At 67.8% G+C, this 25,545-nt stretch carries 26 protein-coding genes; 20 read left to right on the forward strand and 6 right to left on the reverse strand.

Features of this window, described 5'->3' with window-relative positions; translation table 11 throughout:
- Positions 1-11: 11 nt before the first annotated feature.
- The gene (locus tag GRB96_RS07045) at positions 12-299 is read right to left on the reverse strand and encodes a hypothetical protein (RefSeq protein WP_161431478.1); all 288 of its coding nucleotides are present in this window, start codon (positions 297-299) and stop codon (positions 12-14) included.
- An 80-nt stretch (positions 300-379) separates the two neighbouring features.
- The gene (locus GRB96_RS07050; protein WP_205743504.1) at positions 380-1,978 is read right to left on the reverse strand and encodes a cation:proton antiporter family protein; all 1,599 of its coding nucleotides are present in this window, start codon (positions 1,976-1,978) and stop codon (positions 380-382) included.
- A 216-nt stretch (positions 1,979-2,194) separates the two neighbouring features.
- Between GRB96_RS07050 and GRB96_RS07055 the strand changes: the two genes are divergently transcribed.
- The 3 genes from GRB96_RS07055 to GRB96_RS07065 all read left to right on the forward strand — a co-directional run bounded on the left by GRB96_RS07055 (position 2,195) and on the right by GRB96_RS07065 (position 5,483).
- Positions 2,195-2,791 (forward strand): LemA family protein, encoded by a 597-nt coding sequence (locus GRB96_RS07055; RefSeq protein ID WP_161431479.1) that lies wholly within the window; start codon positions 2,195-2,197, stop codon positions 2,789-2,791.
- Positions 2,792-2,804: 13 nt separating this feature from the next.
- Positions 2,805-4,715, forward strand: a complete 1,911-nt coding sequence (locus tag GRB96_RS07060; RefSeq protein ID WP_161431480.1) for a M48 family metallopeptidase — start codon at positions 2,805-2,807, stop codon at positions 4,713-4,715.
- Between the two features lie 63 nt (positions 4,716-4,778).
- Complete coding sequence (locus tag GRB96_RS07065) at positions 4,779-5,483, forward strand: hypothetical protein (RefSeq protein WP_161431481.1); 705 nt, start codon at positions 4,779-4,781, stop codon at positions 5,481-5,483.
- Between the two features lie 127 nt (positions 5,484-5,610).
- Here the strand turns inward: GRB96_RS07065 and GRB96_RS07070 are convergent, their stop codons facing one another.
- A complete protein-coding gene (locus GRB96_RS07070; RefSeq protein ID WP_023005630.1) occupies positions 5,611-5,817 on the reverse strand; it encodes a cold-shock protein in 207 nt (68 codons plus the stop codon).
- 263 nt (positions 5,818-6,080) lie between these two features.
- Between GRB96_RS07070 and GRB96_RS07075 the strand changes: the two genes are divergently transcribed.
- Both GRB96_RS07075 and GRB96_RS07080 read left to right on the forward strand, forming a co-directional pair.
- A complete protein-coding gene (locus GRB96_RS07075) occupies positions 6,081-6,497 on the forward strand; it encodes an NINE protein (protein ID WP_161431482.1) in 417 nt (138 codons plus the stop codon).
- Positions 6,498-6,503: 6 nt separating this feature from the next.
- The gene (locus GRB96_RS07080) at positions 6,504-7,148 is read left to right on the forward strand and encodes a LysE family translocator (protein WP_161431483.1); all 645 of its coding nucleotides are present in this window, start codon (positions 6,504-6,506) and stop codon (positions 7,146-7,148) included.
- 127 nt (positions 7,149-7,275) lie between these two features.
- On the opposite strand, the gene GRB96_RS07085 is transcribed toward GRB96_RS07080, so the two are convergent.
- Positions 7,276-9,222 carry a transglycosylase SLT domain-containing protein gene (locus GRB96_RS07085; protein WP_161431484.1) on the reverse strand — a complete coding sequence of 649 codons (1,947 nt, stop codon included), beginning with the start codon at positions 9,220-9,222 and terminating at the stop codon, positions 7,276-7,278.
- 161 nt (positions 9,223-9,383) lie between these two features.
- Between GRB96_RS07085 and GRB96_RS07090 the strand changes: the two genes are divergently transcribed.
- From GRB96_RS07090 to sixA, 8 genes are all read left to right on the forward strand, one after another.
- Positions 9,384-9,728, forward strand: a complete 345-nt coding sequence (locus tag GRB96_RS07090) for a YkvA family protein (protein WP_161431485.1) — start codon at positions 9,384-9,386, stop codon at positions 9,726-9,728.
- A 40-nt stretch (positions 9,729-9,768) separates the two neighbouring features.
- Positions 9,769-10,257: a PaaI family thioesterase gene (locus GRB96_RS07095; RefSeq protein ID WP_161431486.1), complete on the forward strand. Its 489-nt coding sequence runs from the start codon at positions 9,769-9,771 to the stop codon at positions 10,255-10,257.
- On the forward strand, positions 10,250-10,720 hold the full coding sequence (locus tag GRB96_RS07100) for a PaaI family thioesterase (protein ID WP_161431487.1): 471 nt from the start codon (positions 10,250-10,252) through the stop codon (positions 10,718-10,720). The genes GRB96_RS07095 and GRB96_RS07100 overlap by 8 nt, the downstream gene beginning before the upstream one ends.
- A 106-nt stretch (positions 10,721-10,826) precedes the next feature.
- The gene (gene htpG / locus GRB96_RS07105) at positions 10,827-12,734 is read left to right on the forward strand and encodes a molecular chaperone HtpG (RefSeq protein ID WP_161431488.1); all 1,908 of its coding nucleotides are present in this window, start codon (positions 10,827-10,829) and stop codon (positions 12,732-12,734) included.
- A gap of 234 nt (positions 12,735-12,968) precedes the next feature.
- Entirely contained in the window at positions 12,969-14,540 is a 1,572-nt protein-coding gene (locus GRB96_RS07110) for a Re/Si-specific NAD(P)(+) transhydrogenase subunit alpha (protein WP_161431489.1), read from the forward strand.
- A 16-nt stretch (positions 14,541-14,556) separates the two neighbouring features.
- The gene (locus tag GRB96_RS07115) at positions 14,557-15,999 is read left to right on the forward strand and encodes an NAD(P)(+) transhydrogenase (Re/Si-specific) subunit beta (protein ID WP_161431490.1); all 1,443 of its coding nucleotides are present in this window, start codon (positions 14,557-14,559) and stop codon (positions 15,997-15,999) included.
- Positions 16,000-16,127: 128 nt separating this feature from the next.
- Positions 16,128-17,219 (forward strand): NAD(P)H-dependent glycerol-3-phosphate dehydrogenase, encoded by a 1,092-nt coding sequence (locus GRB96_RS07120; protein WP_161431491.1) that lies wholly within the window; start codon positions 16,128-16,130, stop codon positions 17,217-17,219.
- Positions 17,212-17,688 (forward strand): phosphohistidine phosphatase SixA, encoded by a 477-nt coding sequence (gene sixA, locus GRB96_RS07125; RefSeq protein ID WP_161431492.1) that lies wholly within the window; start codon positions 17,212-17,214, stop codon positions 17,686-17,688. The genes GRB96_RS07120 and sixA overlap by 8 nt, the downstream gene beginning before the upstream one ends.
- Positions 17,689-17,717: 29 nt before the next feature.
- Here the strand turns inward: sixA and GRB96_RS07130 are convergent, their stop codons facing one another.
- Positions 17,718-18,665 carry an AEC family transporter gene (locus tag GRB96_RS07130; protein WP_161431493.1) on the reverse strand — a complete coding sequence of 316 codons (948 nt, stop codon included), beginning with the start codon at positions 18,663-18,665 and terminating at the stop codon, positions 17,718-17,720.
- 209 nt (positions 18,666-18,874) lie between these two features.
- On the opposite strand from GRB96_RS07130, the gene GRB96_RS07135 reads away from it, so the two are divergent.
- Genes GRB96_RS07135 through GRB96_RS07145 form a run of 3 tightly spaced genes read left to right on the forward strand, consistent with a single transcriptional unit; the run spans position 18,875 to position 21,650 of the window.
- Positions 18,875-19,687, forward strand: a complete 813-nt coding sequence (locus GRB96_RS07135; RefSeq protein WP_161431494.1) for an alpha/beta hydrolase — start codon at positions 18,875-18,877, stop codon at positions 19,685-19,687.
- Positions 19,684-20,580, forward strand: a complete 897-nt coding sequence (locus GRB96_RS07140; protein ID WP_161431495.1) for an alpha/beta fold hydrolase — start codon at positions 19,684-19,686, stop codon at positions 20,578-20,580. Before GRB96_RS07135 ends, GRB96_RS07140 begins: the two co-directional genes overlap by 4 nt.
- Positions 20,577-21,650, forward strand: coding sequence for a patatin-like phospholipase family protein (locus GRB96_RS07145; protein WP_161431496.1), 1,074 nt, complete (start codon positions 20,577-20,579; stop codon positions 21,648-21,650). Before GRB96_RS07140 ends, GRB96_RS07145 begins: the two co-directional genes overlap by 4 nt.
- Positions 21,651-21,657: 7 nt before the next feature.
- On the opposite strand, the gene GRB96_RS07150 is transcribed toward GRB96_RS07145, so the two are convergent.
- Positions 21,658-22,230 carry a Smr/MutS family protein gene (locus tag GRB96_RS07150; RefSeq protein WP_161431497.1) on the reverse strand — a complete coding sequence of 191 codons (573 nt, stop codon included), beginning with the start codon at positions 22,228-22,230 and terminating at the stop codon, positions 21,658-21,660.
- 125 nt (positions 22,231-22,355) lie between these two features.
- Here GRB96_RS07150 and prmB point away from each other — a divergent pair, with 125 nt between their 5' ends.
- The 4 genes from prmB (at position 22,356) to GRB96_RS07170 (ending at position 25,484) form a co-directional block, all read left to right on the forward strand.
- Positions 22,356-23,309, forward strand: coding sequence for a 50S ribosomal protein L3 N(5)-glutamine methyltransferase (gene prmB / locus GRB96_RS07155; protein ID WP_161431498.1), 954 nt, complete (start codon positions 22,356-22,358; stop codon positions 23,307-23,309).
- Between the two features lie 31 nt (positions 23,310-23,340).
- The gene (gene aroC, locus GRB96_RS07160; RefSeq protein ID WP_161431499.1) at positions 23,341-24,426 is read left to right on the forward strand and encodes a chorismate synthase; all 1,086 of its coding nucleotides are present in this window, start codon (positions 23,341-23,343) and stop codon (positions 24,424-24,426) included.
- 58 nt (positions 24,427-24,484) lie between these two features.
- On the forward strand, positions 24,485-24,937 hold the full coding sequence (locus GRB96_RS07165) for a hypothetical protein (RefSeq protein WP_161431500.1): 453 nt from the start codon (positions 24,485-24,487) through the stop codon (positions 24,935-24,937).
- A gap of 130 nt (positions 24,938-25,067) precedes the next feature.
- The gene (locus GRB96_RS07170; RefSeq protein ID WP_161431501.1) at positions 25,068-25,484 is read left to right on the forward strand and encodes a phasin family protein; all 417 of its coding nucleotides are present in this window, start codon (positions 25,068-25,070) and stop codon (positions 25,482-25,484) included.
- The last annotated feature ends 61 nt before the right edge of the window (positions 25,485-25,545 follow it).

Consider the following 25,545-nt stretch of genomic DNA (forward strand, 5'->3'; position numbering starts at 1 on the left):
CGGGATGGCGGTCAATATATGAGCCAGCTCAATACAACGAAGCCCAGCAGCAGCCACACCAGCGTGGCGACGATGGCGCGGCGGGTCAGGGCCCGGAACGCCTTCCACAGCATCCACAGGCCGACCACCAGGATCAGCAGGCTGACGATGGAGGTGGAGATGCCCAGCGAGCCGGCCAGCCCCTGGAGGAAGCCGCGGGCGGAGTCGCCGATATTGGCGAAGAAGCCGGTCAGCAGGTCGACGACGAAGCGGATGATCTCGCCGAGGGTCCTGCCGATCCAGGTGAAGAACTCTTCCATGTCAGGTTCCGTGGCAGTTCGAGAAGTAGCTCAAGGTAACCACGCCGGGAGCGATTGTCATCTTCGGGGTGCGGCATGAATTAGCCGAGCTGGCTTGAAACCGGCTCGATGCCTGACTCCTCGGCGGCGCTGTCGGCCAGGGCTCGGCCCGCCTCGTCATAGACATGGAAGACGGCGCTGGCACCCAACTCGCGGATCGGATCGATCTCCTCGGGAAACTCGACCACGGCGGTGATCTTTCCGGGGAACTGGCGCGACCGCAGCTGCTTTATGGCAAACAGGTTGCCTGCGTGATGCGGCATGGCCAGTACCACCATGTGCACATCGGGAGACATCAGCAGCTTGTCCCAGAAGTCGGAGTCGAGAGCGTCACCTTCCACCACGTTGAATCCACGTTCCGTCAGCATCCTGACGCTGGCCGGGTTGCTGTCGATGCCGAGGATTCGTAGCCCGTATTCCTTCTGGAGGCGCTGGTAAACGCTGCGTCCGATGCGCCCCATGCCCAGCACTACCGCCTCGGCATCCCCCACCTCGATGGGGCGGTCGCTGGGTGTGAGTTGCATGGAGTCGCGTCCTGGCAGTCGCTTGGCCAACCAGCGATAGATTCCCTCGCTGACGGCGTTGATCATCGCCGAGAGGCCGAAGCTCAGTGCCACCGCCAGCGAGATGACCACCAGCCACTCTTCCGTCAGCAGCCCGCCGGAGACTGCGATGGCGCCCACGATGAGGCCGAATTCGGAATAGTTGGAGAGGCTCAGGGTGGCCAGAATCGAGGTGCGGTTGCGCATCGGGAAACGCATGAATACCAGCAGGTAGAGCAGGCTCTTGAGCGGCAGCAGCGCCAGCAGCAGCAGCGCCATGGCCAGGTGCGAGCTATCCGGCATGGCGGTGAGGCCGATGGCCAGGAAGAAGCCCACCAGCAGCAATTCCTTGATGTTGAACATCGAGCGAGCCAGGGTCTGAGCGGCTGGATGTGGGGCCAGCAGCAGCCCGATGATCAGGGCGCCGAGATCCCCCTTGACGCCGAGTGCTTCGAACAGGGAGTAGCCCAGCACCAGGGCGAGCAGCATGCCGAAGAGGATCTGCATCTCGCCATGGCCGAGACGGTCCAGCAGTCGGCGCAGCAGCGGGGCGAGGGGGATCAACAGCACCAGGCCCAGCGCCCAGGGGCTTGGAAGCTTGCCGGTAGAGCCGGTGATGAAGAGCACCGCGAAGATGTCCTGCATGATCAGTACGCCGATGGCCAGGCGGCCATAGGCGGTCTGGGTCTCGCTGCGCTTCTCCAGCACCTTGATCACGAACACCGTGCTCGAGAAGGAGAAGGCGAAGCCAAGCAGCAGCAGTGTCTGCCACTGGCTGTCGGCCAGCAGGCTCAGTCCCCAGCCCTTGAACAGCGCCAGCAGACCGAAGAACAGCAGCGTCGAGCCCAGCATATGCAGGGTGGCACCGCCCCAGACATCTCCGCGAAGCAGGGTGCGTACATCGAGCTTGAGGCCAATGGTGAACAGCAGCAGGGTGACCCCGATGTCGGAGATCAGCTCGAGCAGCGGGGTATTTTCATAGCCCAGGGCGTTGAGGGCGAAGCCGGCGACCAGGAAGCCCACCAAGGGGGGCAGGCGCAGGGCCAGGGCGGCAAACCCGCCGATGAAGGCGGCGAGAAGAAAGGCCGGTTCGATCATGGACGCTCCCTGTTCTATGCATCGTACGTGATGAGTAGTTTACGGAAGCCGGTGCTTGAATGGCATCGTTGCATGAGAAGGTTACCGCTCGAGGATGATTCAACCCCGTCGAGCGCTCCTGGCTGGCCCGCCGTGATCGCCATCGGCACCGTCTGCGGCTAAGGTTAGGCAAGGACGCCGGTGGTCGGCGTCGCCTGCATGCTACATGAGGACGCCATGGACCTTTCGCTGATCCTGCCTGTCGTGTTGCTGGTTGCCCTGCTGATCTATGCCGTCAGCATCTACAATCGCCTGGTGGCCCTGAAGAACCGCTTCCAGAATGCCTTTGCGCAGATCGAGGTGCAGCTCAAGCGGCGCCATGACCTGATCCCCAATCTGGTGGAGACCGCGCGGGCCTACATGGCCCACGAGCGGGAGACGCTCTCCGCGGTGACCGAGGCGCGCAATGCCGCCGAGGTCGGCCTGAAGCACGCCGCCGCGGATCCCGGCAATGCCGCCGCCATGGCCGAACTGGCCGGTGCCGAAGGGGCGCTGGGATCTGCCCTGGGGCGCCTCAACGTGGTGATGGAGGCCTATCCGGATCTCAAGGCCTCGGAGAACATGCAGCAGCTCTCCGAGACCCTGACCAGCACCGAGAATCGCGTCGCCTTCGCCCGCCAGGCCTTCAACGATGCCGTGATGCAGTACAACACCTACAAGCAGAGCTTCCCGCCGGTGATCCTGGCCGCCTCCTTCGGCCACAAGCAGGACGCCGCCCTGCTGGAGTTCGAGGACAGTGCGGAGATCCAGGCCGCGCCCCGCGTGAGCTTCTGAGCGGAGGCCCCGCATGGACTTCTTTACCGCCCAGGATCGTGCCCGGCGGCTCTCGGCTCGGCTGGTCCTGCTGTTGCTGCTCGCCGTCGTGGTCCTGGTGGTGCTGACCTGCGTGCTGGTGGCGCTGGCCGTGGTGGTGGTGAACCCGGAGCGGATGGGCGCCGGTGACCCGCTGGCGGCGGCGCTGGAGCCCAGGCTCTTCGCCCTGGTGGCGGGGGGCGTGGTGGCCATCGTGGTGCTGGGTGGCCTGGTGCGTCACCTGCAGCTGCGTGTCGGCGGCTATGCGGTGGCCGAGGCCCTGGGCGGGCGCCCCCTGGCACTGGATACCCGGGATGAGGATGAGCGGCGCCTGCTCCATGTGGTGGAGGAGATGGCCATCGCCTCGGGGATGCCGGTGCCGGCGGTCTACCTTCTGGATGACGCCGCCATCAATGCCTTCGCCGCCGGGCATGACTCCCATGATGCCGTCATCGGCGTGACCCGCGGCGCCATCGAGCACCTCGACCGTGATCAGCTGCAGGGCGTCATTGCCCATGAGTTCAGCCATATCCTGCATGGCGACATGCGCCTCAACCTGCGCCTGGTGGCGCTGCTCCACGGCATCCTGGTGATCGGCCTGGCGGGCCGCTTCCTGCTGCGCGGGCTCGCTGGCGGCCGGCGTCGGGGTTCCCGGCGCGGTGGCCATGTGGCGATCATGGGCCTGGGGGTGGCGCTGATGGCGGTGGGCTACGCCGGTACCCTGTGCGGCAACCTGATCAAGGCGGCGGTAAGTCGCCAGCGCGAGTTCCTGGCCGATGCCAGTGCCGTGCAGTACACCCGCAACCCCGAAGGCATCGGCGGGGCCCTCCAGACCCTGGCCGCCTATCGCCTCGGCTCGCACCTGCTGGCGGCCAATGCCGCCGAGTTCAGCCATCTCTATTTCGGCAGTGGCGTGCGCAGCCTGAGCCGATTCACGGCGACCCACCCGCCGCTGGAGGCGCGCATCCGTCGCGTGCTGCCGCGGTGGGACGGCCGCCTGCCCGAGCCCTTCGCACCGACGCCCAGGGCCGCTCCTGAGCCTCCGTCCTCGCCGGCCACGCCCTCCCATGCCACTCCCCTCGGTGGGGCGGCACTGGCCGGGGCCGCACTGGGGGCCGCCGCGGTGGCCAGTGTCGGCCGCCCCGACGATGCGGCGCTGGCCAGCGCCCGCCGGCGCCTGACCGGGCTCGATGCGCGGCTGATCGAGGCGGCCCACGAGCCCTTCGCGGCCAGGGCGCTGGTCTATGCCATCCTGATGGGGGTCGACCCGGCCAGCCGCAACGCCCAGCGAGCGGTGCTCGAGCGCCAGGCGCTGCCCGAGGTGCTGGTCGAGCTGGAGGCCCTGGCCGAGCCGCTGGCGGGCCTGTCGCCCGGCGACCGGCTGCCGCTGATCGAGCTGGCGCTTCCCGCACTGCGTGCATTGAGCCCCGCCCAGGGGGCACGCTTCCGTGCCTGCCTGGATGGGCTGATGGCCGCCGAGGAGGCGCCGGGTGCCCTGCAGTGGGCGCTTCACCGGCTGGTCAGGTCGGGGCTGGATGGGGAGCGCCGCGCCCACCGTGACCGGCGCCTGGCCGACCTGGCCGGTCCGCTCTCCCGCCTGCTCTCGACCCTGGCCCTGGCGGGGCAGGCCGAGCGAGATGCGGCACAGGCGGCCCTGGAGCGGATCGCCTCGGTGCTGGGCGTGTCGCTGGACCTGGTCGTCGAGCCGGCCACTCCCCGCGAGCTGGACTGGGCGCTGGAGCGCCTGGCGCGGCTGCGCAACGAGGAGCGGGCACCGCTGCTTGCCGCCATGGTCTGCTGCGTGGAACAGGATGGGCGGGTCGAACCCCGGGAGGCCGAACTGCTGCGAGCGGTGGCCTGGACCCTGGGGGTCCCGCTGCCGCTGGGGGCACTCGATGAGGCATAAGTCGGCTTGCGAGGGATGGTCCGCTCTGCTGCAATGAGCCCTTTTCGTGACGGAGACGCTTGGATGACGACTACATTCTGGAAGCCGACCCTGCTGGCCACGCTGCTGGCCTTGGGGCTGGCCGGCTGCGGCAACGGCGATGAATCGACCGGCGGTGGCGATGCGTCACAGCCGGCGGAACAGGTGCCGGAGGAGCAGGCGGCGGAGGAGCAGGCGCCGGCCGTCGCGGAGTCGGATGACTCGAGTGCGGATGGGCAGGCCGCGGAAGAGGCGCCTCCCGCCGAGGAGGGGGAGTCCGAGACCATGTCGGCCGACGTCGAGGTCTCCGCCGATGTCGACTCCCTGGGAGAGTCTCCCGAGGACGCCCTGGAGGAAGAGGGCGCCCTGCCCGGCGAGGCCACTCGCGAGGATGTCGATGCCATCATCGAGGAGACCGAGCGGCGCTTCGAGGAGGCCCAGCAGCGCATCGACGAGCAGTTCGAGCAGGCCGAGCAGGAAACTTCGGTGCCCGAACCCATGGAGGGCGATGACTTCGAGAGCAGCATCGACATCGACTCTTCCCTCGGTGAGGATCCTCTGACCGGTGAGGGTGCGGGCGAATCGGATATTGACGCCATCATCGAGGAGCAGGAGCGTCGCTTCGAGGAGGCCCAGCGTGAACTGGAGCAGCAGTTCGAGGAGATGGAGCGGGAAGTGCCGGAATTCGAGGACTTCAACGTCGAACCCATGGAGGGTGATACGACCGCCGATGAGGCCGTCGCAGAGTAACGCCCCGCCGGCCCGGGCCTCGCACGCCGAGGGTTCGTCTCAGGATGTCGTCACCAGAAGCAAGAAGGCCCACCGTCTGGTGGGCCTTGCTCGTTGGTTCGGCGGCGCCGTTCCGTCGAGTTGACGCTCAGTCGGCGGGCCGGATGTTGGAGGCCTGAAGGCCCTTCTTGCCCTGGGTCACCTCGAAGGTGACCTTCTGGCCATCCTGCAGGGACTTGAAGCCTTCAGCCTGAATCTCGGAGAAGTGCGCGAACAGGTCATCGCCGCCGTCGTCCGGGGAGATGAAGCCGTAGCCCTTGGTGTCGTTGAACCACTTGACAGTGCCAGTTGCCATTTGTCGATTTCCTTAACATACGGATGGTGTTGCCGGCGCCAGCGCGTCGATCGCGCCATTGCCGCGGTGCCTGGCAGGCGAGAAGACAGCGTTCACTGCCCCCATTTTCGCCGACCAGTGCATCGATCGCGGTGCCTCGGCCAGACTTGCGCACGCTGCGCGTCGCAGGGAGACTATGCCGAGCCCGCAAGGTCACTCTAGTTGGAAAGCCCGGAGGCGTCCAGCGCCCCCGGGCCACTGTTTCCACCACCCTCGAGATCGCCATGACTGCAACCCCACTCGCCTCGCGTGACACCCACAGCATGCTGCTCGGCTACCTGCTGTGGCTGTTCGGCTTCCTCGGTGCCCACCGCTTCTACTACGGCAAGCCGGTGACCGGCACCATCTGGTTCTTTACCCTCGGCCTGCTGGGGATCGGCTGGCTGATCGACCTCTTCCTGATTCCGTCCATGGATCGCCAGGCGGACCTGCGCTTTACCTCGGGGCCGATCAACTACTCACTGGCCTGGCTGTTGCTGACCTTCCTCGGGGTGTTCGGCCTGCACCGCTTCTATCAGGGCAAGTGGTTGACCGGGATCCTCTATCTGCTGACCTTCGGTCTGCTGGGACTGGGCGTGCTCTACGATTTCTGGACCCTCAACGACCAGATCTCGATGCGCCACGCACGCCGCGCGGGATAGGGCAGCATGCTGGTCGATGCCCAGTTCTGGCCCTTCCTGGTGGCCATCACCCTGCTCTCGGTCACCCCGGGGGTCGATACCCTGCTGGTGATCCGCAACACCGCCCGGGGCGGGGTGCGTGATGGGGTGCTGACCAGCCTGGCGATCTGCTGCGGGCTCTTCGTGCATGCCGCCGTCTCGGCCCTGGGCATCTCGCTGATCCTGCTGCAGTCGGCCTGGGCCTTCGGGTTGCTCAAGCTGGCCGGCGCCGCCTACCTGATCTGGTTGGGGGTTCAGGCCCTGTTGGCGGCCCGCCGCGGCCGGGGCCTGCCGGTGGCAGGGGTGAGCCGCGAGCGTCGTGCGGTGCCCGCCTGGAAGCCCCTGCGCGAGGGGCTGCTCTCCAACGTGCTCAACCCCAAGACCGTGGTCTTCTACATGGCCTTCCTGCCGCAGTTCATCGCGCCCGGGGATCCGGCGCTGGCCAAGTCGCTGTTTCTGGCCGGGGTGCACTTCGTGATCGCCAATATCTGGCAGGTGGGGGTGGCGCTGATGGTGGGTGGGGCTGGGCGGCTGCTGGCCAGCCCGGCCTTCGCGCGCTGGCTCAACGGGCTGACCGGCGCGGTGCTGATTGCCTTCGGCGTCAGGCTGGCGCTCGAGCGCTCTCCCGGCTAAACCGGACTGCGTCCGGAGCTGTAAGCCTTAAGCTTTACGCTGTAAGGAAACCCCAGCCGCAAGCCCTGGTGGCTACACCCTGGCTTACGGCTTACGGCTTACGGCTTACGGCTTACGGCTTACGGCTTCAGTTCCTGGCCAGCAACGAGCCGTCGTAGCGCACCGTCTTCTCCGCGGGAGTGAGCATCGAGACCCCCTCGCTGTTGCCGCCGTTGGCCAGGCTCTCGAAGATCGCCCGGTAGGTGAGCACCGCCTGCACGTAGTTGCGTGTCTCGCGGAAGGGGATGCTCTCCACGAAGAGGTCGAACTCCCGGGGGGCGCCCTCCGCGAGCCAGCGGTCCACCCGGCCGGGGCCGGCGTTGTAGGCCGCCGTGGCGGCCAGGCGGTTGCCACTGTAGCGCTCGAGCATGTCGCGGATATAGGTGCTGCCCAGGCGGATGTTGGTCTGCGGGTCGAGCACGCCGTAGGCGCCGGGGTCGGCGATGCCCAGCTGACGGGCCAGCTGGGTGGCGGTGCCGGGCATGACCTGCATCAGCCCTCGGGCGCCGGCCGGGGATACCGCCTCGGGGTTGTAGGCGCTCTCGCGACGGGCGATACCCATCAGCAGGTAGGGGTCGACCCCCGTCCTGCGCCCCCACTCCATGAAGTGCTCGCGATAGGCCTCGGGAAAGCGCCATTCGAGGGCGTCCCACAGCTGGCCAGCGATGGTGGTCTGCACCAGCTTGGCGTGCCAGCCGCGGCGCTCGGCGTAGTCGCCCAGGGCGCGGGCATCCCGTGGACCGGCCCGCCGCACCGCCGCATACCACTCGCTGGCGGCCAGCCCCGGCTCGTCGATCCGCAGCAGGGCCTCGGTGCGCCTTACCACGGGCCAGCGGGACACCTGTTCGCGGTAGGCGGCGTCGAAGGTATTGCGCTCCATGTTGAGGGCGTAGGGACGGCCCAGCCTGTCGGCGGCAGAGAAACCGTAGAAGCTGCGTCCCGCGGCGGCGGCCGCATAGGCACGCCCGGCGCTGGCCTCGTCGCCGAGCTGTTCGTAGGCGCGCCCCAGCCAGTACTGCCAGCGTTCGTCGCGACGCGTCTCCTCCAGCATGCGCTGGACCCAGTCGATGACGCCTCGCCAGTCACGATCGGCCAGGGCGGTGCGTACCCGCAGCTCGAGCAGTTCAGGATCTGGCAGGTCGGGGAGGGCGGCGTCGACCCAGGCGCGATTGGCGTCTATCTCGCGCACCAGTGAATAGAAGATCAGATCGCGCTGGATCGCCTGGCGGTGCTCGACCGTGAGCTGCAGCCGCGGGGCGATCTGGCGCCAGGCCCTCAGTGCCTCCTCGGTATCGGCGCGCACATAGCCATGCATGGCGGCGACGAAGAACGGGCCGCTGCCGAGGCAGTCGGGGCCGAGGCAGTCGGGGACCCGGGTGATCGCGGCGTAATCGTCCTGCACGCGGCTCATCGCCTCCTGGGCGGACTGCCAGCGGCTGCCCAGCTGGCGACCCAGATAGCTCGCCAGCCCGCTCTCGCCGGCCTGCCAGGCGAGCATCTGACGCTCCCAGACCTGCTGTTCGCCGATCTCGCCGCGGCTGCGCAGGGTGTCGAAGAGGCTGTCGCAGGCCTCGGGCTGGGAGCGGCCGACGCGCCAAAGCTCGCGACCTCCCGTGGCGGCCGTGGCGGGGTCGCGGCCGAGCAGGGCGGTGTAGTAGTGGCAGCGCCGGGCGGTGCCTTCGGGCTCCCCGTCGGCGACTTCCAGCAGGTAGGCGTGGCGTTCGGCCTGGCCATACTCGTCGATGGCCTGGCCGCGCATCCAGTCGGCGAGGGGGGAGTCGTCGTGGTCGGCGATGAATGCGAGTACCCGCTGCGGCTCGACATCCGGCAGGCGGTCACGCAGGCGGTGATATGCCACGTAGCCGGCCAGCTCATGGTCGCGAATGGCTGTCTCGTCGACCTTGTGCCAGTCGCCGGCCCGGGCCGCCTGCAGTGCCTCGCGCATGCTGCGGTCATCGGCCTGGGCCAGCAGTGGCAGGCAGGCCAGGGTGGCGGCGGCCAGGGCACGCCAGGAAACGGGGAAGCGCAGGGACATGGGAACCCTCCAGCGTCGATTCTCGTGCAAACCACCATCCTCGCCGATGGGGGAACTCGGGGATAGTGTCGCCCGTGCACGACAACGCGTCGAGACTGTCGCCGCGACCGGGAATCGCCTATCGTGGAGTCCTGTTAGGCAGGAGTGGCAAGGAGGAGCCTATGGCAGGCAAGGGCGGCAAGTTGAAGACGCGGCTGCGCGGGCGTTCCCGGGTGATCGGCCAGATCGTCCGGGCCCTGAAGCTGTTTGTGCCGATGCTCGGCGACGTGCTGCGTGGTCGCTATCGCCCCGTGCCCTGGGCGGCGATCCTGTGGATGCTCGCCGCGCTGGTCTATCTGGTCTCTCCCCTGGACCTGATCCCCGACTTCCTGGTGCTGGTGGGTGTGCTCGATGACGCGGTGATCGTGGGCTGGCTGCTGACCCGGGTTGACGCCGCCCTTGGGCCCTATCGCGCCTGGCGCGAGGGCGGGGTGGACGCGAACGAGGACGATGCCTCCACGACCTGATACGATCGTTTGATCGACCAGCGAGACGAGCCCGACCCGCATGACTTCTCCCACCGATGCCGACTGGCGGCGCGCCCTGAGCCGCTTCGTCAACGTGATCCCGCATACCCGTGAGCTGGGCCTCGAGGTGCTCGAGGCGTCGCCACGGCTGACCCGCATGCGCCTGCCCTGGCACGAGGACTTGCTGGGCGACAGCGCTCGCGGCCTGGTCCACGGCGGGGTGCTGACCATGCTGCTGGATACCGCCTGCGGCTCGGCGGTGCTGCCTGCGCTGCCGGCGCCGGAGGTGTGTCCGACCCTGGACCTGCGTGTCGACCACTTCCGTCCGGCGGTGGCCGGCCTCGACCTGCTGGTGGAGGCGCGCGCGCTGCGTGTCACCGCCTCGGTGGTGTTCACCGAGGGACGGGTCTGGCAGTCGGGGCAGGGTGACGTGGCCCGGGCCGTCGGTAACTTCGTGCGGCTGGGGCCGCGCAACACGCCGCCGGAGTTCGCTCAGGCGCTGTTTGCCGAGGAGAATGACCATGCCTGAGGGTATTTATGGTGTGGAGTGGCTGGCCAGGACCCGTGACGATCGCGATCTGGCGGCATGGCTCGAGCTGATGCCCTATGCGCGGCGCATCGGGGTATCGGCGCAGCCGGAGGCGCAGGGCGAGGGGCTGCTGTTCCGCCTCGACCCCCAGCCGGGGAACGTCGGCAACGTGATGCTGCCGGCACTGCATGGCGGGGTGGTAGCGGCCTTCATGGAGACCGCGGCGACGCTCGACCTGATGCTGGCTTCCCGGGAGCCGCGCCTGCCGCGCGTCGTCGATGTCTCCATCGACTACCTGCGTACCGCTCGCCTGGTGCCTACCTATGCCCGCTGTTCGCTGCTGCGCGAGGGGCGACGCCTGGCCAATGTCACGGTCACCGCCTGGCAGAAGGATGCCGCCGCGCCGGTGGCCACCGCGCGACTGCATTTCGTGCTGGGGGATCCCGCGAACTATCAGGAATGACTCAGCTCGAGGCTTGAAAAGCGCCATCGCAACCCCATATCGACTGCCAGTTCCGAGTCGGTGGCCCGTCCACCGTCGTCATGTCGAAAGAAGGGGTTCACGCTACATGACTACCGCCACGCAACATGAAGAGACCCTCGGCTTCCAGACCGAGGTGAAGCAGCTGCTGCACCTGATGATCCACTCCCTGTACTCCAACCGGGAGATCTTCCTGCGCGAGCTGATCTCCAACGCCGCCGACGCCTGCGACAAGCTGCGCTACGCGGCGCTGGACAACGACGCCCTCTACGAAGGCGACAGCGAGCTGCGCATCGAGATCGAGCACGATGCCGAGGCGGGCACCGTCACCGTGCGCGACAACGGCATCGGCATGAGCCGCGACGAGGTGATCTCCAACCTCGGCACCATCGCCCGCTCCGGTACCGCCGAGTTCCTCAAGCAGCTCTCCGGTGAGCAGCAGAAGGACGCCCGCCTGATCGGCCAGTTCGGCGTGGGCTTCTACTCCGGCTTCATCGTCGCCGACGAGGTCTCGGTGCGCACCCGCAAGGCGGGCAGCGACCACGCCGAGGGCGTCGAGTGGCGCTCGAAGGGCGAAGGGGAGTTCACCGTCGCCGACATCGAGCGCGAGGCACACGGTACCGAGATCGTGCTGCACCTCAAGGCCGACGCCCAGGAGTTCGCCGACGACTTCCGCCTGCAGAGCCTGGTGCGCAAGTACTCCGACCATATCGAGGTGCCGGTGCGCATGCCGAAGGTCGAGGCCGCCCGCGACGAGGAGGGCAACGAGATCGAGGGTAGCGAGACCGTCACCTGGGAAACGGTCAACGAGGCCACCGCCCTGTGGGTGCGTCCCAAGAGCGAGATCTCCGACGACGAGTACCAGGCCTTCTACAAGCACGTCGCCCACGACTTCTCGGATCCGCTGACCTGGAGCCACAACAAGGTCGAGGGCAAGCTCGAGTACACCAGCCTGCTCTATGTGCCGGGCCGGGCACCCTTCGACCTCTATGAGCGCGACGGCGCCCGGGGCGTGAAGCTCTACGTGCAGCGCGTCTTCATCATGGACGACGCCGAGCAGTTCCTGCCGCTCTACCTGCGCTTCATCAAGGGCGTGCTGGATACCCGGGACCTGTCGCTCAACGTCTCCCGCGAGCTGCTGCAGCAGGATCCCCAGGTCGAGAAGATCAAGTCCGCGCTGACCAAGCGGGCGCTGGACATGCTCAAGAAGCTGGCCAAGGACAAGGAGGGCTACCAGACCTTCTGGAACACCTTCGGCAGCGTGCTCAAGGAGGGTCCGGCGGAGGACTTCGCCAACCGCGAGAAGATCGCCGGCCTGTTGCGCTTCTCCACCACGCATACCGACAGCGCCACCCAGGACCAGTCGCTGGCCGACTACATCGAGCGCATGCAGGAGGGGCAGCAGAAGATCTACTACATCGTCGCCGACGGCTTCAACGCGGCCAAGTCCAGCCCCCATCTGGAGATCTTCCGCAAGAAGGGCATCGAGGTGCTGCTGCTGCATGACCGCATCGACGAATGGCTGATGAGCCACCTCACCGAGTTCGACGGCAAGAGCTTCGTCGACGTGGCCAAGGGCGAGCTCGACCTCGGCGAGATCGAGGGCGAGGAGGAGAAGAAGGCCCAGGAGGAGACCGCCAAGGCCAAGCAGGACCTGGTCAAGCGGGTCAAGGAAGCGTTGGGCGAGACCGTCCAGGAGGTCAAGGTGACCCATCGCCTCACCGACTCGCCGGCCTGCGTGGTGCTGCCCGAGCATGAGATGGGCTTCCAGATGCGCCGCATCATGGAGGCCGCCGGCCAGCCGCTGCCCGAGGTCAAGCCGATCCTCGAGCTCAACCCCGAGCATGCGCTGGTGGCTCGCCTCGAGGGCGCCGAGGGCGAGGGCTTCGCCGACCTGGCCCATATCCTGCTCGACCAGGCGATCATCGCCGAGGGTGGCCATCTCGATGACCCGGCCGCCTACGTCAAGCGCCTCAACGCCATGTTGAGCGCCTGACCCCGCCAGCTTTATTCGCCTTTGCAGGCCGCCTTCGGGCGGCCTGCGCGATTCTGTCACTTGCCTTTTTCCCGGTTTCCCGTCAGCGTCGGTTTATGCCTCTTTTTCAGAGTGATGACCTGGCATTGCAGGAGCCTTCGACGGAGATTCGACGGTTGTGCAATGCGGCATTGTCAGGTATGAATAAAAAGACTGCCCTATGCATGATTTCAATAACCAACCGGGAGATCCAACGTGAAGATTGGTGCACCCAGGGAGCTCGCCAAGGGCGAGGCGCGCGTCGCGCTGACCCCTGACAGCGCGAAGTTCATCCAGAAGCTTGGACATGACTGCCTGATCGAGAGCGGTGCCGGCGTGGCCGCCGGCTTCGACGACCAGGCCTACCGTGACGCCGGCGTCAACGTCGTCGACGGCGCCGAGGCGCTGTGGTCCGACGCCGAGGTGGTGATCAAGGTCCGCGAGCCCGAGGAGGCGGAGGTCAAGCACCTGCGCCAGGGCCAGACCCTGATCAGCTTCTTCTGGCCGGCCCAGAACGAGGAAATGCTCGAGAAGTGCCGTGCCCAGGGCGCCACCGTGGTGGCCATGGACATGGTGCCGCGCATCTCGCGTGCCCAGAAGATGGATGCCCTGTCATCCATGGCCAACATCGCCGGCTATCGCGCGGTGATCGAGGCGGGCAACAACTTCGGACGCTTCTTCACCGGCCAGGTGACCGCCGCCGGCAAGGTGCCGCCGGCCAAGGTGCTGGTGGTCGGCGCCGGCGTGGCGGGTCTCGCCGCCATCGGTACCGCCACCAGCCTGGGTGCCGTGGTGCGCGCCTTCGACGTGCGTCCCGAGGTGGCCGAGCAGATCGAATCCATGGGCGCCGAGTTCCTGTTCCTCGACTTCGAGGAGAGCCAGGACGGTGCCGAGACCGGCGGTTATGCGGCCCCCTCCAGCCCGGAGTTCCGCGAGAAGCAGATGGAGTGTTTCCGCGAGCAGGCCCCGGATATCGATATCGTCATCACCACGGCGCTGATCCCTGGCCGCCCCGCGCCCAAGCTGTGGCTCGAGGACATGGTCAAGGCCATGAAGCCGGGCTCGGTGATTATCGACCTGGCAGCCGAGAAGGGCGGCAACTGTGACCTCACGGTGCCCGACGAGAAGGTGGTGACCGACAACGGCGTGACGGTGGTCGGCTACACCGACTTCCCGTCGCGCATGGCGACCCAGTCGTCGCTGCTCTACTCCACCAACATTCGCCACATGCTCACCGACCTGACGCCGGAGAAGGATGGCCAGATCGTCCACGACATGGAGGACGACGTCATCCGTGGTGCCACGGTGACCCACGCCGGCGAGGTCACCTTCCCGCCGCCGCCGCCCAAGGTCAAGGCGATTGCCGCGGCCAAGCCCAAGCCCAAGGAGAAGGAGCCGACGCCCGAGGAGAAGAAGGCCGCCGAACTGGCTACCTTCAAGGCCCAGACCAAGCGCCAGGTGACCCTGCTCGGGGTGGGCGGCGCACTGATGCTGCTGCTCGGCCAGGTGGCCCCGGCCTCCTTCATGCAGCACTTCATCGTCTTCGCGCTGGCCTGCTTCGTCGGCTTCCAGGTGATCTGGGGCGTCAGCCACTCGCTGCATACGCCGCTGATGGCGGTGACCAATGCCATCTCCGGGATCATCATCCTGGGGGCGATACTGCAGATCGGTTCGGGCAGCGGGCTGGTAACGCTGATGGCGGCCATCTCGGTGCTGGTGGCGACCATCAATATCGTGGGCGGCTTCCTGGTGACACGCCGGATGCTGGCCATGTTCCAGAAATCGTGAACCGCGGAGACAACCCATGCTGAGTCAAGGATTCGTGTCTGCCGCGGCGATCGCGGCAAGTGTACTGTTCATCCTCTCCCTGGGGGGATTGAGCAATCAGGAGAAGGCCAAGCGGGCGGTGTGGTACGGCATCGTCGGCATGGCGGTGGCGGTGTTCTTTACCGCCTTTGGCCCGGGTATCGGCGCCTACGGCTGGATGATCCCGATGATGGTCATCGGCGCCGCCGTCGGCGTCTATGTGGCCAAGAAGGTCGACATGACCGAGATGCCGCAGTTGGTGGCGGCGTTGCACAGCTTCGTCGGCCTGGCCGCGGTGTTTGTCGGCTGGAGCGCCGACCTGGAGCGGCGGCGCGTACTGGCGGCCCGCGCCATCGAGGCGGGCACCGACCAGTTCTCGGCCTTCGCCGGCCTGGTGGCTACCAAGGCGCCGGACGAGCTGATGTTCCTGCAAGTCGAGGTGGTGCTGGGCGTGTTCATCGGCGCGGTGACCTTTACCGGTTCGATCATCGCCTTCGGCAAGCTGGCCGGCAAGATCGACGGCAAGCCCCGTCAGCTGCCCGGTGGCCACATGCTCAATGCCGGCGCCGCGGTGCTCTCGCTGCTGCTGGCCATCCTCTATCTCAATGGTGCGGGCTTCTGGACCCTGCTGCTGATCGCCGCCCTGGCGTTCTTCATCGGCTATCACCTGATCATGGGCATCGGCGGCGCCGATATGCCGGTGGTGGTGTCGATGCTCAACAGCTACTCCGGCTGGGCCGCGGCGGCTATCGGCTTCACGCTCTCCAACGACCTGCTGATCGTCACCGGTGCCCTGGTGGGCTCCTCCGGTGCCATCCTGTCGTACATCATGTGCAAGGCGATGAACCGCAACTTCCTCAACGTCATCCTCGGTGGCTTCGGCGGCACCCAGGGGCCGGCGGCTGAGATCGAAGGCGAGCAGGTCGCCATCGACGCGGGCGGTGTGGCCAGCGCCCTCAACGATGCCGACAGCGTGATCATCGTGCCGGGCTATGGCATGGCGGTGGCCCAGGCGCAGAACGCGGTCAGCGAGCTGACCCGCAAGCTGCGCGCCGCGGGCAAGAACGTGCGTTTCGGTATCCATCCGGTGGCGGGACGCCTGCCCGGGCACATGAACGTGCTGCTGGCGGAGGCCAAGGTGCCTTACGACATCGTGCTGGAGATGGACGAGATCAACGATGACTTCTCCTCCACTGACGTGGTGATCGTCATCGGCTCCAACGATATCGTCAATCCGGCCGCCGAGGAGGATCCCAACAGCCCCATCGCCGGCATGCCGGTGCTGAAGGTGTGGGAGGCCAAGCAGGTGTTCGTCAGCAAACGCGGCCAGGGTACCGGCTACTCCGGTATCGAGAACCCGCTGTTCTTCAAGGAGAACACCCGGATGTTCTATGGTGACGCACGCAAGAGCATCGACGACCTGCTGCCTCTCGTCGACTGACGTTCTCGTCAATCTCGATCACGGTCCCGTCAGGGGCCGTACTCCGGGACGCCCGGGCCGGTCACGGTCCGGGCGTCTTTTTCGCTACAATCCCCACATTCATCCATTCATCTCCTGCGGGGTTCATCATGGCAGAGGAACGCATGCGGGTGGCGGTGCTGGGCGGTGGCAGCTTCGGCACTGCCCTGGCCAGCATCGCCGCCGACAACGGTGCCGAGGTGCGCCAGTGGCTGCGCGACCCAGCGCTGACCGAGCAGATCAACCGCGAGCACATCAACGGTCGCTACCTGCCTGACTATGCCATCAACCCGGCGGTGGTGGCCTCCACCGAGATGGCCGAGGTGCTGCCCGGTGCCGGCCTGGTGCTGGTGGCCATTCCCTCCAAGGCATTTGGGGATGTGGTGCGCCAGGCGCGCCCCCACCTGACCCCCGACCAGATACTCGTCAGCACCACCAAGGGTATCCAGGAGGAGGGATTCAAGCTGATGAGCCAGATCCTCGAGGAGGAGACCGGCTTTCCGCATATCGGGGTGATCTCGGGGCCCAACCTCGCCTCCGAGGTGGCCGACAAGCAGCTCACCGCCACGGTGATCGCCAGTGATGACCCCGAGACCCGTACCCGGGTGCAGACGGCACTCGGCTGTGACTACTTCCGGGTCTATGCCAGCAACGACCGTTTCGGTGTCGAGCTCGGCGGAGCGCTGAAGAACATCTACGCCATCGCCGCCGGCATGGCCGCGGCCCTGGGCATGGGCGAGAACACCCGCAGCATGCTGATGACCCGGGCGCTGGCCGAGATGAGCCGCTTCGCCGTGTCCCAGGGCGCTAACCCCATGACCTTCCTGGGGCTGGCTGGGGTGGGGGACCTGATCGTGACCTGCTCCTCGAGGCTTTCGCGCAACTACCGGGTCGGTTATGCCCTGGGCGAGGGTAAGTCCCTCGACGAGGCGGTGGATGCCCTGGGCCAGGTGGCCGAGGGGGTCAATACCGTGCGCCTGGTGCGCGACAAGGCGCGCGCCGAGGGCATCTACATGCCGCTGGCCGAGGGGCTCTACCAGGTGCTGTTCCGGGGCGTGCCGGCCAAGGAGATGGCGCGGCTGCTGATGCTGGGCGAGCAGAGCAGCGATGTGGAGTTCGTGCTGGCCCGGGAGGACGTGCAGCGTGCCCACCGCGAGCAGGAGGGCGCCACGCAGGGTGCCAAGGGGGGCGGGCATGGCTGAACGGCTGCTGATCATGCGCCACGGCGAGGCGGGGCCGGGCCACCCCGACGTCGAGCGTGAGCTGACCGGCCATGGCCAGCAGGAGGTGCGGCGCATGGCGGCATGGCTTGCCGACCGCGACGCCCTGGCCGGTCTGCGCCTGCTGGCGAGTCCCTACCGACGCGCCCGGCAAAGTGCCGCGGCGCTGGCCGAGGCGCTGGAGGCAGAGGTCGAGACGCTCCCCCTGATCACACCGGATGACCCGCCTCAGGCGGTGGCCGACTGGCTGCTCGAGCAGTCGCCCGGACGGCCTTTGCTGCTGGTCAGCCATATGCCGCTGGTCGGGGCACTCACCGGGCTGCTGGTCGAGGGACGAGCGGATCTTGGCCTCGCCTTTCCCACCGCCGGGGTGGCGGAACTCGAGGCCGAGGTGTGGGCGGCGGGCTGCGCCCGCCTGGCGCGCTTTATGACCCCGGCCGATCTCGGGTGAGCCTAGATCAACCCCAGGTGAAGGCGCCGCTAGATCAGCCCGGCCATCTGCAGGCCGAAGGCGCCCAGGGTGATGGTGACGCTGGCCATCAGGGTGGTGAGCGCGATGATGTTGGCGGTGAGCACGGCGTTGCCGCCCATCGCCCTGGCCATCACGAAGGCCGCCGCCGCGGTGGGACTGGCGAAGAACAGGAACATCACGCCCAGCTCGCGCCCCTCGAAGCCGGCCAGCCAGGCCGCGCCGGTGGCCAGTATCGGAATCACCACCATCTTCATCAGGCTGGCGCTGAGTGCCACCGCGCCGGACGCCTGCAGGGCGCCGAAGGAGAGGGTGGCGCCGATGCAGATCAGCGCCAGCGGCAGGGTCAGGGAGGCGAAGTACTCTCCCGAGGTCAGCAGCCAGCCGGGCAGCGGTGGTGCCAGCAGGGCCACCGGCAGCGCCGCCACCACGGCGAGGATCAGCGGATTGCGCACGATATGCGCGAGGATGTCGCGCCAGTCGACCCGGGCCTCGTCGCGGTAGGTGGCCAGGGCCACCACCGAGAAGGCGTTGTAGGTGAGGATCACCACGCCGAGCAGCAGGCCACCGGCGGAGAGGCCGTAGTCGCCATACATGCTGGCCGCCAGCGCCAGGCCGACGATGCCGCAGTTGCCGCGGAAGGCGCCCTGGATGTAGCTGCCGCGGTCGGCCCGGGCCACGCGCAGCGCCGCCCAGCCCCACACTGCCAGGAAGCTTCCCAGGGTGGCCAGGGCGAAGACGCCAAGCAGCCGCGGGTTGAGGGTCGCCTCGAGGTCGGCACGGATGATGCTCAGGAAGATCAGCGTCGGCAGGGTGGCCTTGAACACCAGCTGTGAGGCGGTGGTGACGAAGGCCGCATCGATCCAGCGGGCGCGCTTGAGTCCCAGGCCGATGAAGACCATGGCGAAGACCGGCAGGGTGATCTCCAGGGTCGCCTGGAAGATCGCCAGGGCCTCCATCAGCGCACCAGCCAGAAGCCGACCACCACGGCGGCGAGGACGGTGGCGAAGAAGAGTCGATTGCGGATCCGGGTATCGCGGGGCTTGCGGGCGGTCACGGGGGGCTCCTGGTTGCGGGGGACGGCTTGGCGAAACATGGTAATCCCGTTAGCCTGCTACCACCAGGCGCCCCACCCGCGCCGCGCTTCTCCCCGTATCAGGAAACGCCGATGACGCCCGCCCAGACCGACCGTTCCACGCTGCTGTTCGCCCACGCCAATGGTTTCCCCGGGGTCTGCTATCGCAGTTTCCTGGCGCCGCTGGGCGAGCGTTTCGTGCTCCATCCGCTGGATCGGCTCGGCCACCACCCCGATTTCCCGGTGGGCCACAACTGGCTGGCGCTGCGCGACGAGCTGCTCCACGCCCTGGAGGATCTCGATACACCGGTGATCGGCGTGGGCCACTCCATGGGCGGCGTGCTGATGGCCATGGCCGCCGAGGCGGCGCCGGCACATTTCCGCTGCGTGGTGATGCTCGACCCGCCGCTGATGCTGGGCATGGATGCCTGGGGGATGAAGGTCGCCAAGCAACTGGGCCTGGCGGATCGCGTCACCCCCGCCGGCAAGAGCCTGGGGCGGCGCACCACCTGGCCGGATCGCCAGGCGATGCGCCACTACCTGCGCCGGCGCGGGCTGTTTCGCCGCTTCACCGAGCAGGCCATGGACGACTACGTCGAGGGCGGCACCCGGCTGCTCGACGACGGTCAGGCGGTGCTGGTCTATGACCCGGATATCGAGGTGGAGATCTTCCGCCACCTGCCGGATCACCTGGGAGACCTGCCGCGCCGACTGCGGGTGCCCCACGCGGTACTGGCCGGCGAGGATTCCGACCTGCTGACGCCGCGTCGCTGTCGCCGCCTGCGACGCCACGGGGTGCCGGTGCACCCGGTGCCCGGTACCCACATGTTTCCCATGGAGCATCCCGACGAGGCGCGGCAGGGCCTGCTGGCCGTGCTGGATGAGCTGCTCGGGGAGACAGCATGAGCGCGCCACAGGCCCTGCGTCTGGCCGGAGGGCGCCTGGCGGGGCTGGCCTGGGGGGAGGAGGGCGCCCCGCCGTGGCTGGCGCTGCACGGCTGGCTGGACAATGCCGCCAGTTTCTCGCGCCTGGCGCCGCTGCTGGCCGAGCGGCTGGGCGTGCGGGTGGTGGCCATCGATTTCGCCGGCCATGGCCAGTCGCACCACTCGCCCGGCGACTATGCCATCTGGGACTACTGCGATGACGTGCTCGACGCCGCCGATGAGCTGGGACTCGAAACGGTCACCCTGCTGGCCCACTCCATGGGGGCCGGGGTCGCCTGCCTGACCGCCGCGGCCCTTCCCGAGCGGGTGGCGCGGCTGGCGCTGATCGATGGCCTGGGCTCGGTGACCACGCCTGCCGGCGAGGCCCCCCGGCAGCTGCGCCGGGGGCTGTTGGGCCATCGCCGCCCGCCCTCCGGCGGGGCGAGCTATGCTGATCAGGAGGAGGCCGTGGCGGCGCGAGTCAAGGGGGGAGCGACCCCGGTGGATGCCGGCACGATCCGCCCGGTGGTGGCTCGTAACCTGGGGGCGCTTCCGGACGGGCGCCTGGGCTGGCGTACCGACCCCCACCTGGTGCGCCCCTCGCCGGTGCGCTTGACGCCCGAACAGGTGGTGGCCTTCCTGGCAGAAATCGAATGCGCGGTGCTGCTGGTTGAAGGCGAGACGGGCATCCTCGGCGAGAAGGAGGCGGCACGGGTAGCGCGCAGTGCGCTATCGGGGCTCGAGCGCCGGGTGCTGCCGGGCGGCCACCATCTGCATCTGGAGCCCGACGCGGTGGCGGCAGTGGCCGACGCCATCGGCGCCTGGGCGTCACGCGACGCCGGACGGTCAGAGAAGCGAGGAGAAGCAGGCGAATGAGCGACAGGACGGCAGCCTTCGCCGCGGGCAAGCGAGTGGCACTGGTGCTGGGCAGCGGCGGGGCGCGCGGCTATGCCCATATCGGCGTGATCGAGGAGATCGAGCGACGCGGCTACCAGGTCGTGGCGGTCTCGGGCTGCTCCATGGGGGCCCTGATCGGGGGGGTCTATGCCGCCGGCCAGCTGCCGGCCTATCGCGACTGGGTGTGTCGACTCGACTACTTCGACGTGCTGCGCCTGGTGGATGTGACCTGGAGCCCCATGGGCGCCATGAAGGCCAACAAGGTGATGGGCAAGCTGGAGACCCTGGTGGGAGACGCGCGCATCGAGGATCTGGCGATTCCGGTGACCACCGTGGCCACCGACATGACCCGCCAGCGTGAGGTATGGTTCCAGAGCGGTTCTCTGCTCGAGGCGATCCGCGCCTCCATCGCCGTGCCCGGGGTGATCACCCCGGTGCACCGCGGCCAGCAGGTGCTGGTCGACGGGGGGCTGCTCAACCCGCTGCCGATCATTCCCTCCGTCTCCGCCGATGCCGACCTGGTGATGGCGGTCAACGTCACCGCCCATAGTCCGCATCCGGTGACCCTGGAAGAGCTGCTGCCTCCCGAGGCTGCCCGTCTGGAGCGTGAGCGCGAGGCCGCTCGCGAAGCCTCGGGCAACGAGTTCACCGCCTGGATCGCGGAGGTGAAGAGCGCCGCCAGCCGCTGGTTCGATGGCCTGGGCGGCGTCGGCGGCAGCGCCGAAGGGGAGTCGGACGAGACGAGTGAAGTGAGCAGCCGTCGTCGCGAGTGGGGGCGCCTGGACATGGTGCTCGCCTCCTTCGATATCACCCAGGCGGCGCTGGCCAAGTACAAGGTGGCGGGCTATCCACCGGACGTGCTGATCGAGGTGCCCAAGACGGTGTGTGGTGCCTACGAGTTCCATCGCGCCGAGGCGTTGATCACCCTGGGTCGCCAGCTGGCGGTGGAGGCGCTGGATCGCTACGAGGGGCGCAACCATCCGGGGTGGGGTGGGCGAGGTATCATCGTCGGCCCCAGCCTGCCGGGCGACACGTTGCCGGGAGAGTAGGCGAGTCTCAGCGCTCGCCACGGCGGCGCAGCAGCACGTAGACGGCGCCGGTACCGCCCTCGGCCTCCACGGCCGAGCAGAAGGCCAGCACCCCGGGCCACTCACGCAGCCAGGCGTTGACGTGGCTCTTGAGTACCGGGTAGTTGCCATCCACGCCCCAGGCCTTGCCATGCACCACCAGCAGGCAGCGGCGCCGCTCTGCGGCGGCATCGCGCAGGAACCCCTCCAACTCCTCGCGCGCCTCCTCCAGGGTGTAACCGTGCAGGTCGAGCCCCGCCTCCCAGGCCATCTCGCCGCGCTTGAGGCGGCTGCGGGTACGCCACGGCAGGTCCGGCAGGGCGAAGTCGAGGTACTCCGAGGGGCGCACCGCCTCCACGCGGCCATCGGAGGTGCGTCCCCTGGCACTGTCGTCGCCCGCCGCCTGGGCGGCGGCCCGGCGCGCCGCGGCGGACGGGTCCTCGCGTTGCGGGCGCCCCGGATCGGCACGGTTACGCTCGATCGGTCTGACTCCGGCCTGGCGCAAGGCCTGGCGGAAGGCGCTGATCTCGTCGTCATCCGGGCGGTGGCGATTTTTGCTCATGGGGCAGGGCTCATGGGGCGCTGTCGGTTGGCGTGCGGGCGACCAGTATACCCGGCGTGGCGTGGCTGTGAACCGGCGGGCCGGGTTACAATCATCTCCCCACATCTCGACGTTCAGGTGCTCCCTTGGCCGATCAGCACGCCCCGCGCTCGACCTCCACGCTTACCCTTGCCGACGACCGGCTCGCCGCCGAACTGGTCACCCTGCGCGACTACCTGCGCTGGGCGGCCAGCGAGTTTCACCTTGCCGGCCTGTTTCACGGGCATGGCAGTGACTCGCCCTGGGATGAAGCGGTGGCCCTGACCCTGGGCGCGCTGCACCTGCCCTGGAATGTCGACCCGGCGGTGCTCGACGCCCGCCTGCTGCCCATGGAGCGCAGCCGCATCGTCGCCCTGGTGCGTGAACGGATCACCTGCCGGCGTCCACTGCCCTACCTGCTCGGCGAGGCGTGGTTCGCCGGCCTGCCCTTCGATGTCGACGAGCGGGTGCTGATCCCGCGCTCGCCCATCGCCGAGCTGGTGGAAACAGGCTTCGCCGCCTGGTTTCCCGAGGAGCCGCCGGAGAGGGTGCTCGACCTGTGTGCCGGTTCGGGCTGCATCGGCATCGCTACGGCACTGCACCTGCCCACCTGCGCGGTGGATCTCGCCGATATCAGCCAGGAGGCCCTGGCGGTGGCACGCCAGAACATCAGCCGCCACGATGTCGGAGCGCGGGTGCGCGCGGTGCATGCGGACCTCTTCGATGCGTTGCCCGACCGCTATGACCTGATCGTCTCCAATCCCCCCTATGTGGATGCCCGCGACCTGGCCACCATGCCCGCCGAGTTCCGCCACGAGCCCGCCCTGGCACTGGGTGCCGGCGCCGACGGCCTGGATATCGTACGGCGTATCCTGCGCGAGGCCCGCGAGCACCTGACCGACCGTGGGGTACTGGTCGTCGAGGTGGGCAACTCCGACCACCACCTGGAGGCCGCCTTCCCGGAGGTGCCCTTCCTGTGGCTCGACTTCGAGCGCGGTGGCCAGGGGGTGTTCGCCCTCACCGCCGATGAACTCGACGCCCATGCGGCGTCCTTCGCCTGATTCACCGACCCCGATCCCTCGAGGAGCGCCCATGTCCGGCAATACCTTCGGCAAGCTGTTTACCGTCACCACCTTCGGCGAGAGCCACGGCCCGGCGCTGGGCGCCATCGTCGATGGCTGTCCGCCGGGACTGCCGCTCAGCGAGGAGGACCTTCAGCACGACCTGGATCGGCGTCGTCCGGGGACCTCTCGCCATACCACCCAGCGTCGGGAGCCCGACCGGGTGCGGATCCTCTCGGGTGTCTTCGAGGGGGTGACCACCGGCACCTCGATTGGCCTGCTGATCGAGAACACCGACCAGCGCTCCAAGGACTACTCGAAGATCAAGGACCAGTTCCGTCCCGCCCACGCCGACTACAGCTACCACCACAAGTACGGCATCCGCGACTACCGCGGCGGTGGTCGCTCCAGCGCCCGGGAGACCGCCATGCGGGTGGCCGCCGGGGCGATCGCCAGGAAGTACCTGGCGGCCCGGGGCATCATGGTGCGCGGCTACATGAGCCAGCTTGGCCCCATCGAGATCGCCTTCAAGAGCTGGGAGGCGGTGGATGCCAACCCCTTCTTCTGCCCGGACCCGGATCGTGTGCCGGAGCTCGAGGCCTACATGGACCAGCTGCGCCGCGACCAGGATTCGGTGGGCGCGAAGATCACCGTGGTGGCCGAGGGCGTGCCGCCGGGGCTCGGCGAGCCGGTGTTCGACCGCCTGGACGCCGAGCTGGCCCATGGCCTGATGAGCATCAATGCGGTGAAGGGGGTGGAGATCGGTGACGGTTTCGCCGCCGTGGCCAGCCGCGGCAGCGAACACCGCGACGAGATGACCCCCGAGGGGTTCCTCTCCAACCACGCCGGCGGGGTGCTCGGCGGCATCTCCAGCGGCCAGGCGATCATCGCCCATCTGGCCCTCAAGCCGACATCGAGCATCACCACCCCGGGGCGCAGCATCGACGTCCATGGCGATCCCGTCGAGGTGGTCACCAAAGGGCGTCACGACCCCTGTGTGGGCATCCGCGCCACCCCCATCGCCGAGGCGATGATGGCGCTGACCTTGATGGATCACCTGCTGCGTCATCGCGGTCAGAATGCCGAGGTAACGGTGGACACCCCCGTGCTGCGTTGAGGTTGGCCCTTTAGGGGCTGCTACACTGCCAGACATTCCCAACGGACAGGGCAATGCCATGAAGATCAATGTCGAGTTCGACCTTACCCCCGATGAGTTTCGTCACGCGCTGGGCCTGCCCAACGTGGAGGCCTTCCAGAAGGACCTGCTGGACCGGATCCAGAAGCAGATGGAGTCCGGGGTCGAAGGGTATGACCCGATGAGCCTGATGCAGCCCTTCCTGCAGCAGACCGGCATGGGGCAGGGCATGACCCAGGGGCTCTCCCAGGGCCTTTCCCAGGGGCTCTCCAGCTTCGGTACCTACCAGCAGATGATGCTCGACATGCTCAAGCAGGCTGGCCAGTCCGCCGGCCAGGCCCGGTCTTCGGAAGCCGAGGACAAGAGCGGCGAGTCCGGTTCGAAGGCTGGCAGCGCTTCCCCCTCGGGTAGCGCCAAGGCCTCCAGCCGTGCCAAGGCCAGCAAGGGGACCTCGACCTCCAGCACCCGTTCGCGGACCAAGCGCGAGAGCTGACGCCGGCAATTCGCCTTTCATCGTCTTGCCGCCATAATCTTGCAACTAGGCCGGTGTCAGACTACGCTTTGTGCAGTGCAACATCGTGGGCGGGCCGCCCACTACTGACCACCGTTCGGGAGGACGTCCCATGCAAGACAAGATGATCGAGAGCTTCAACGAGCAGACCCGCAAGTTCTTCGAACCGATGCGCAAGCTCAACTCCCTGATGCTGGACAACATGGAGAAGCTGTCCCAGTACCAGATGGAGTCCATGAAGCGCTACAGCCAGATGGGCACCGAGCGCATGCGCGATGCCAGCGAGGTTCAGGATGCTGACAGTCTGCGCGACTTCGGTACCCGCCAGGCCGAAATGATGAACCAGCTCTCCGAGCAGATGATGGAGGACGCCAAGGCGCTCTCCGAGATGAGCGTGGAGTTCAAGGCCGAGATGGAGAAGCTCTTCACCGAGCAGGCCAAGGCCATGGGTGAGGCCGCCAAGCCGCAGGCCGACAAGGCCGAGCCGGCCAAGGCGCAGTCCTCGCGGGGCGGCAGCAGCAAGAGTTGAGCGCGCGTCATGAGCACTGCGGGCGCAGTGCAATCTGGTCCTCGACAGGACCGCTGATCAG

The organism is Halomonas alimentaria (genome assembly GCF_009902005.1).
Classification (GTDB): domain Bacteria; phylum Pseudomonadota; class Gammaproteobacteria; order Pseudomonadales; family Halomonadaceae; genus Halomonas; species Halomonas alimentaria.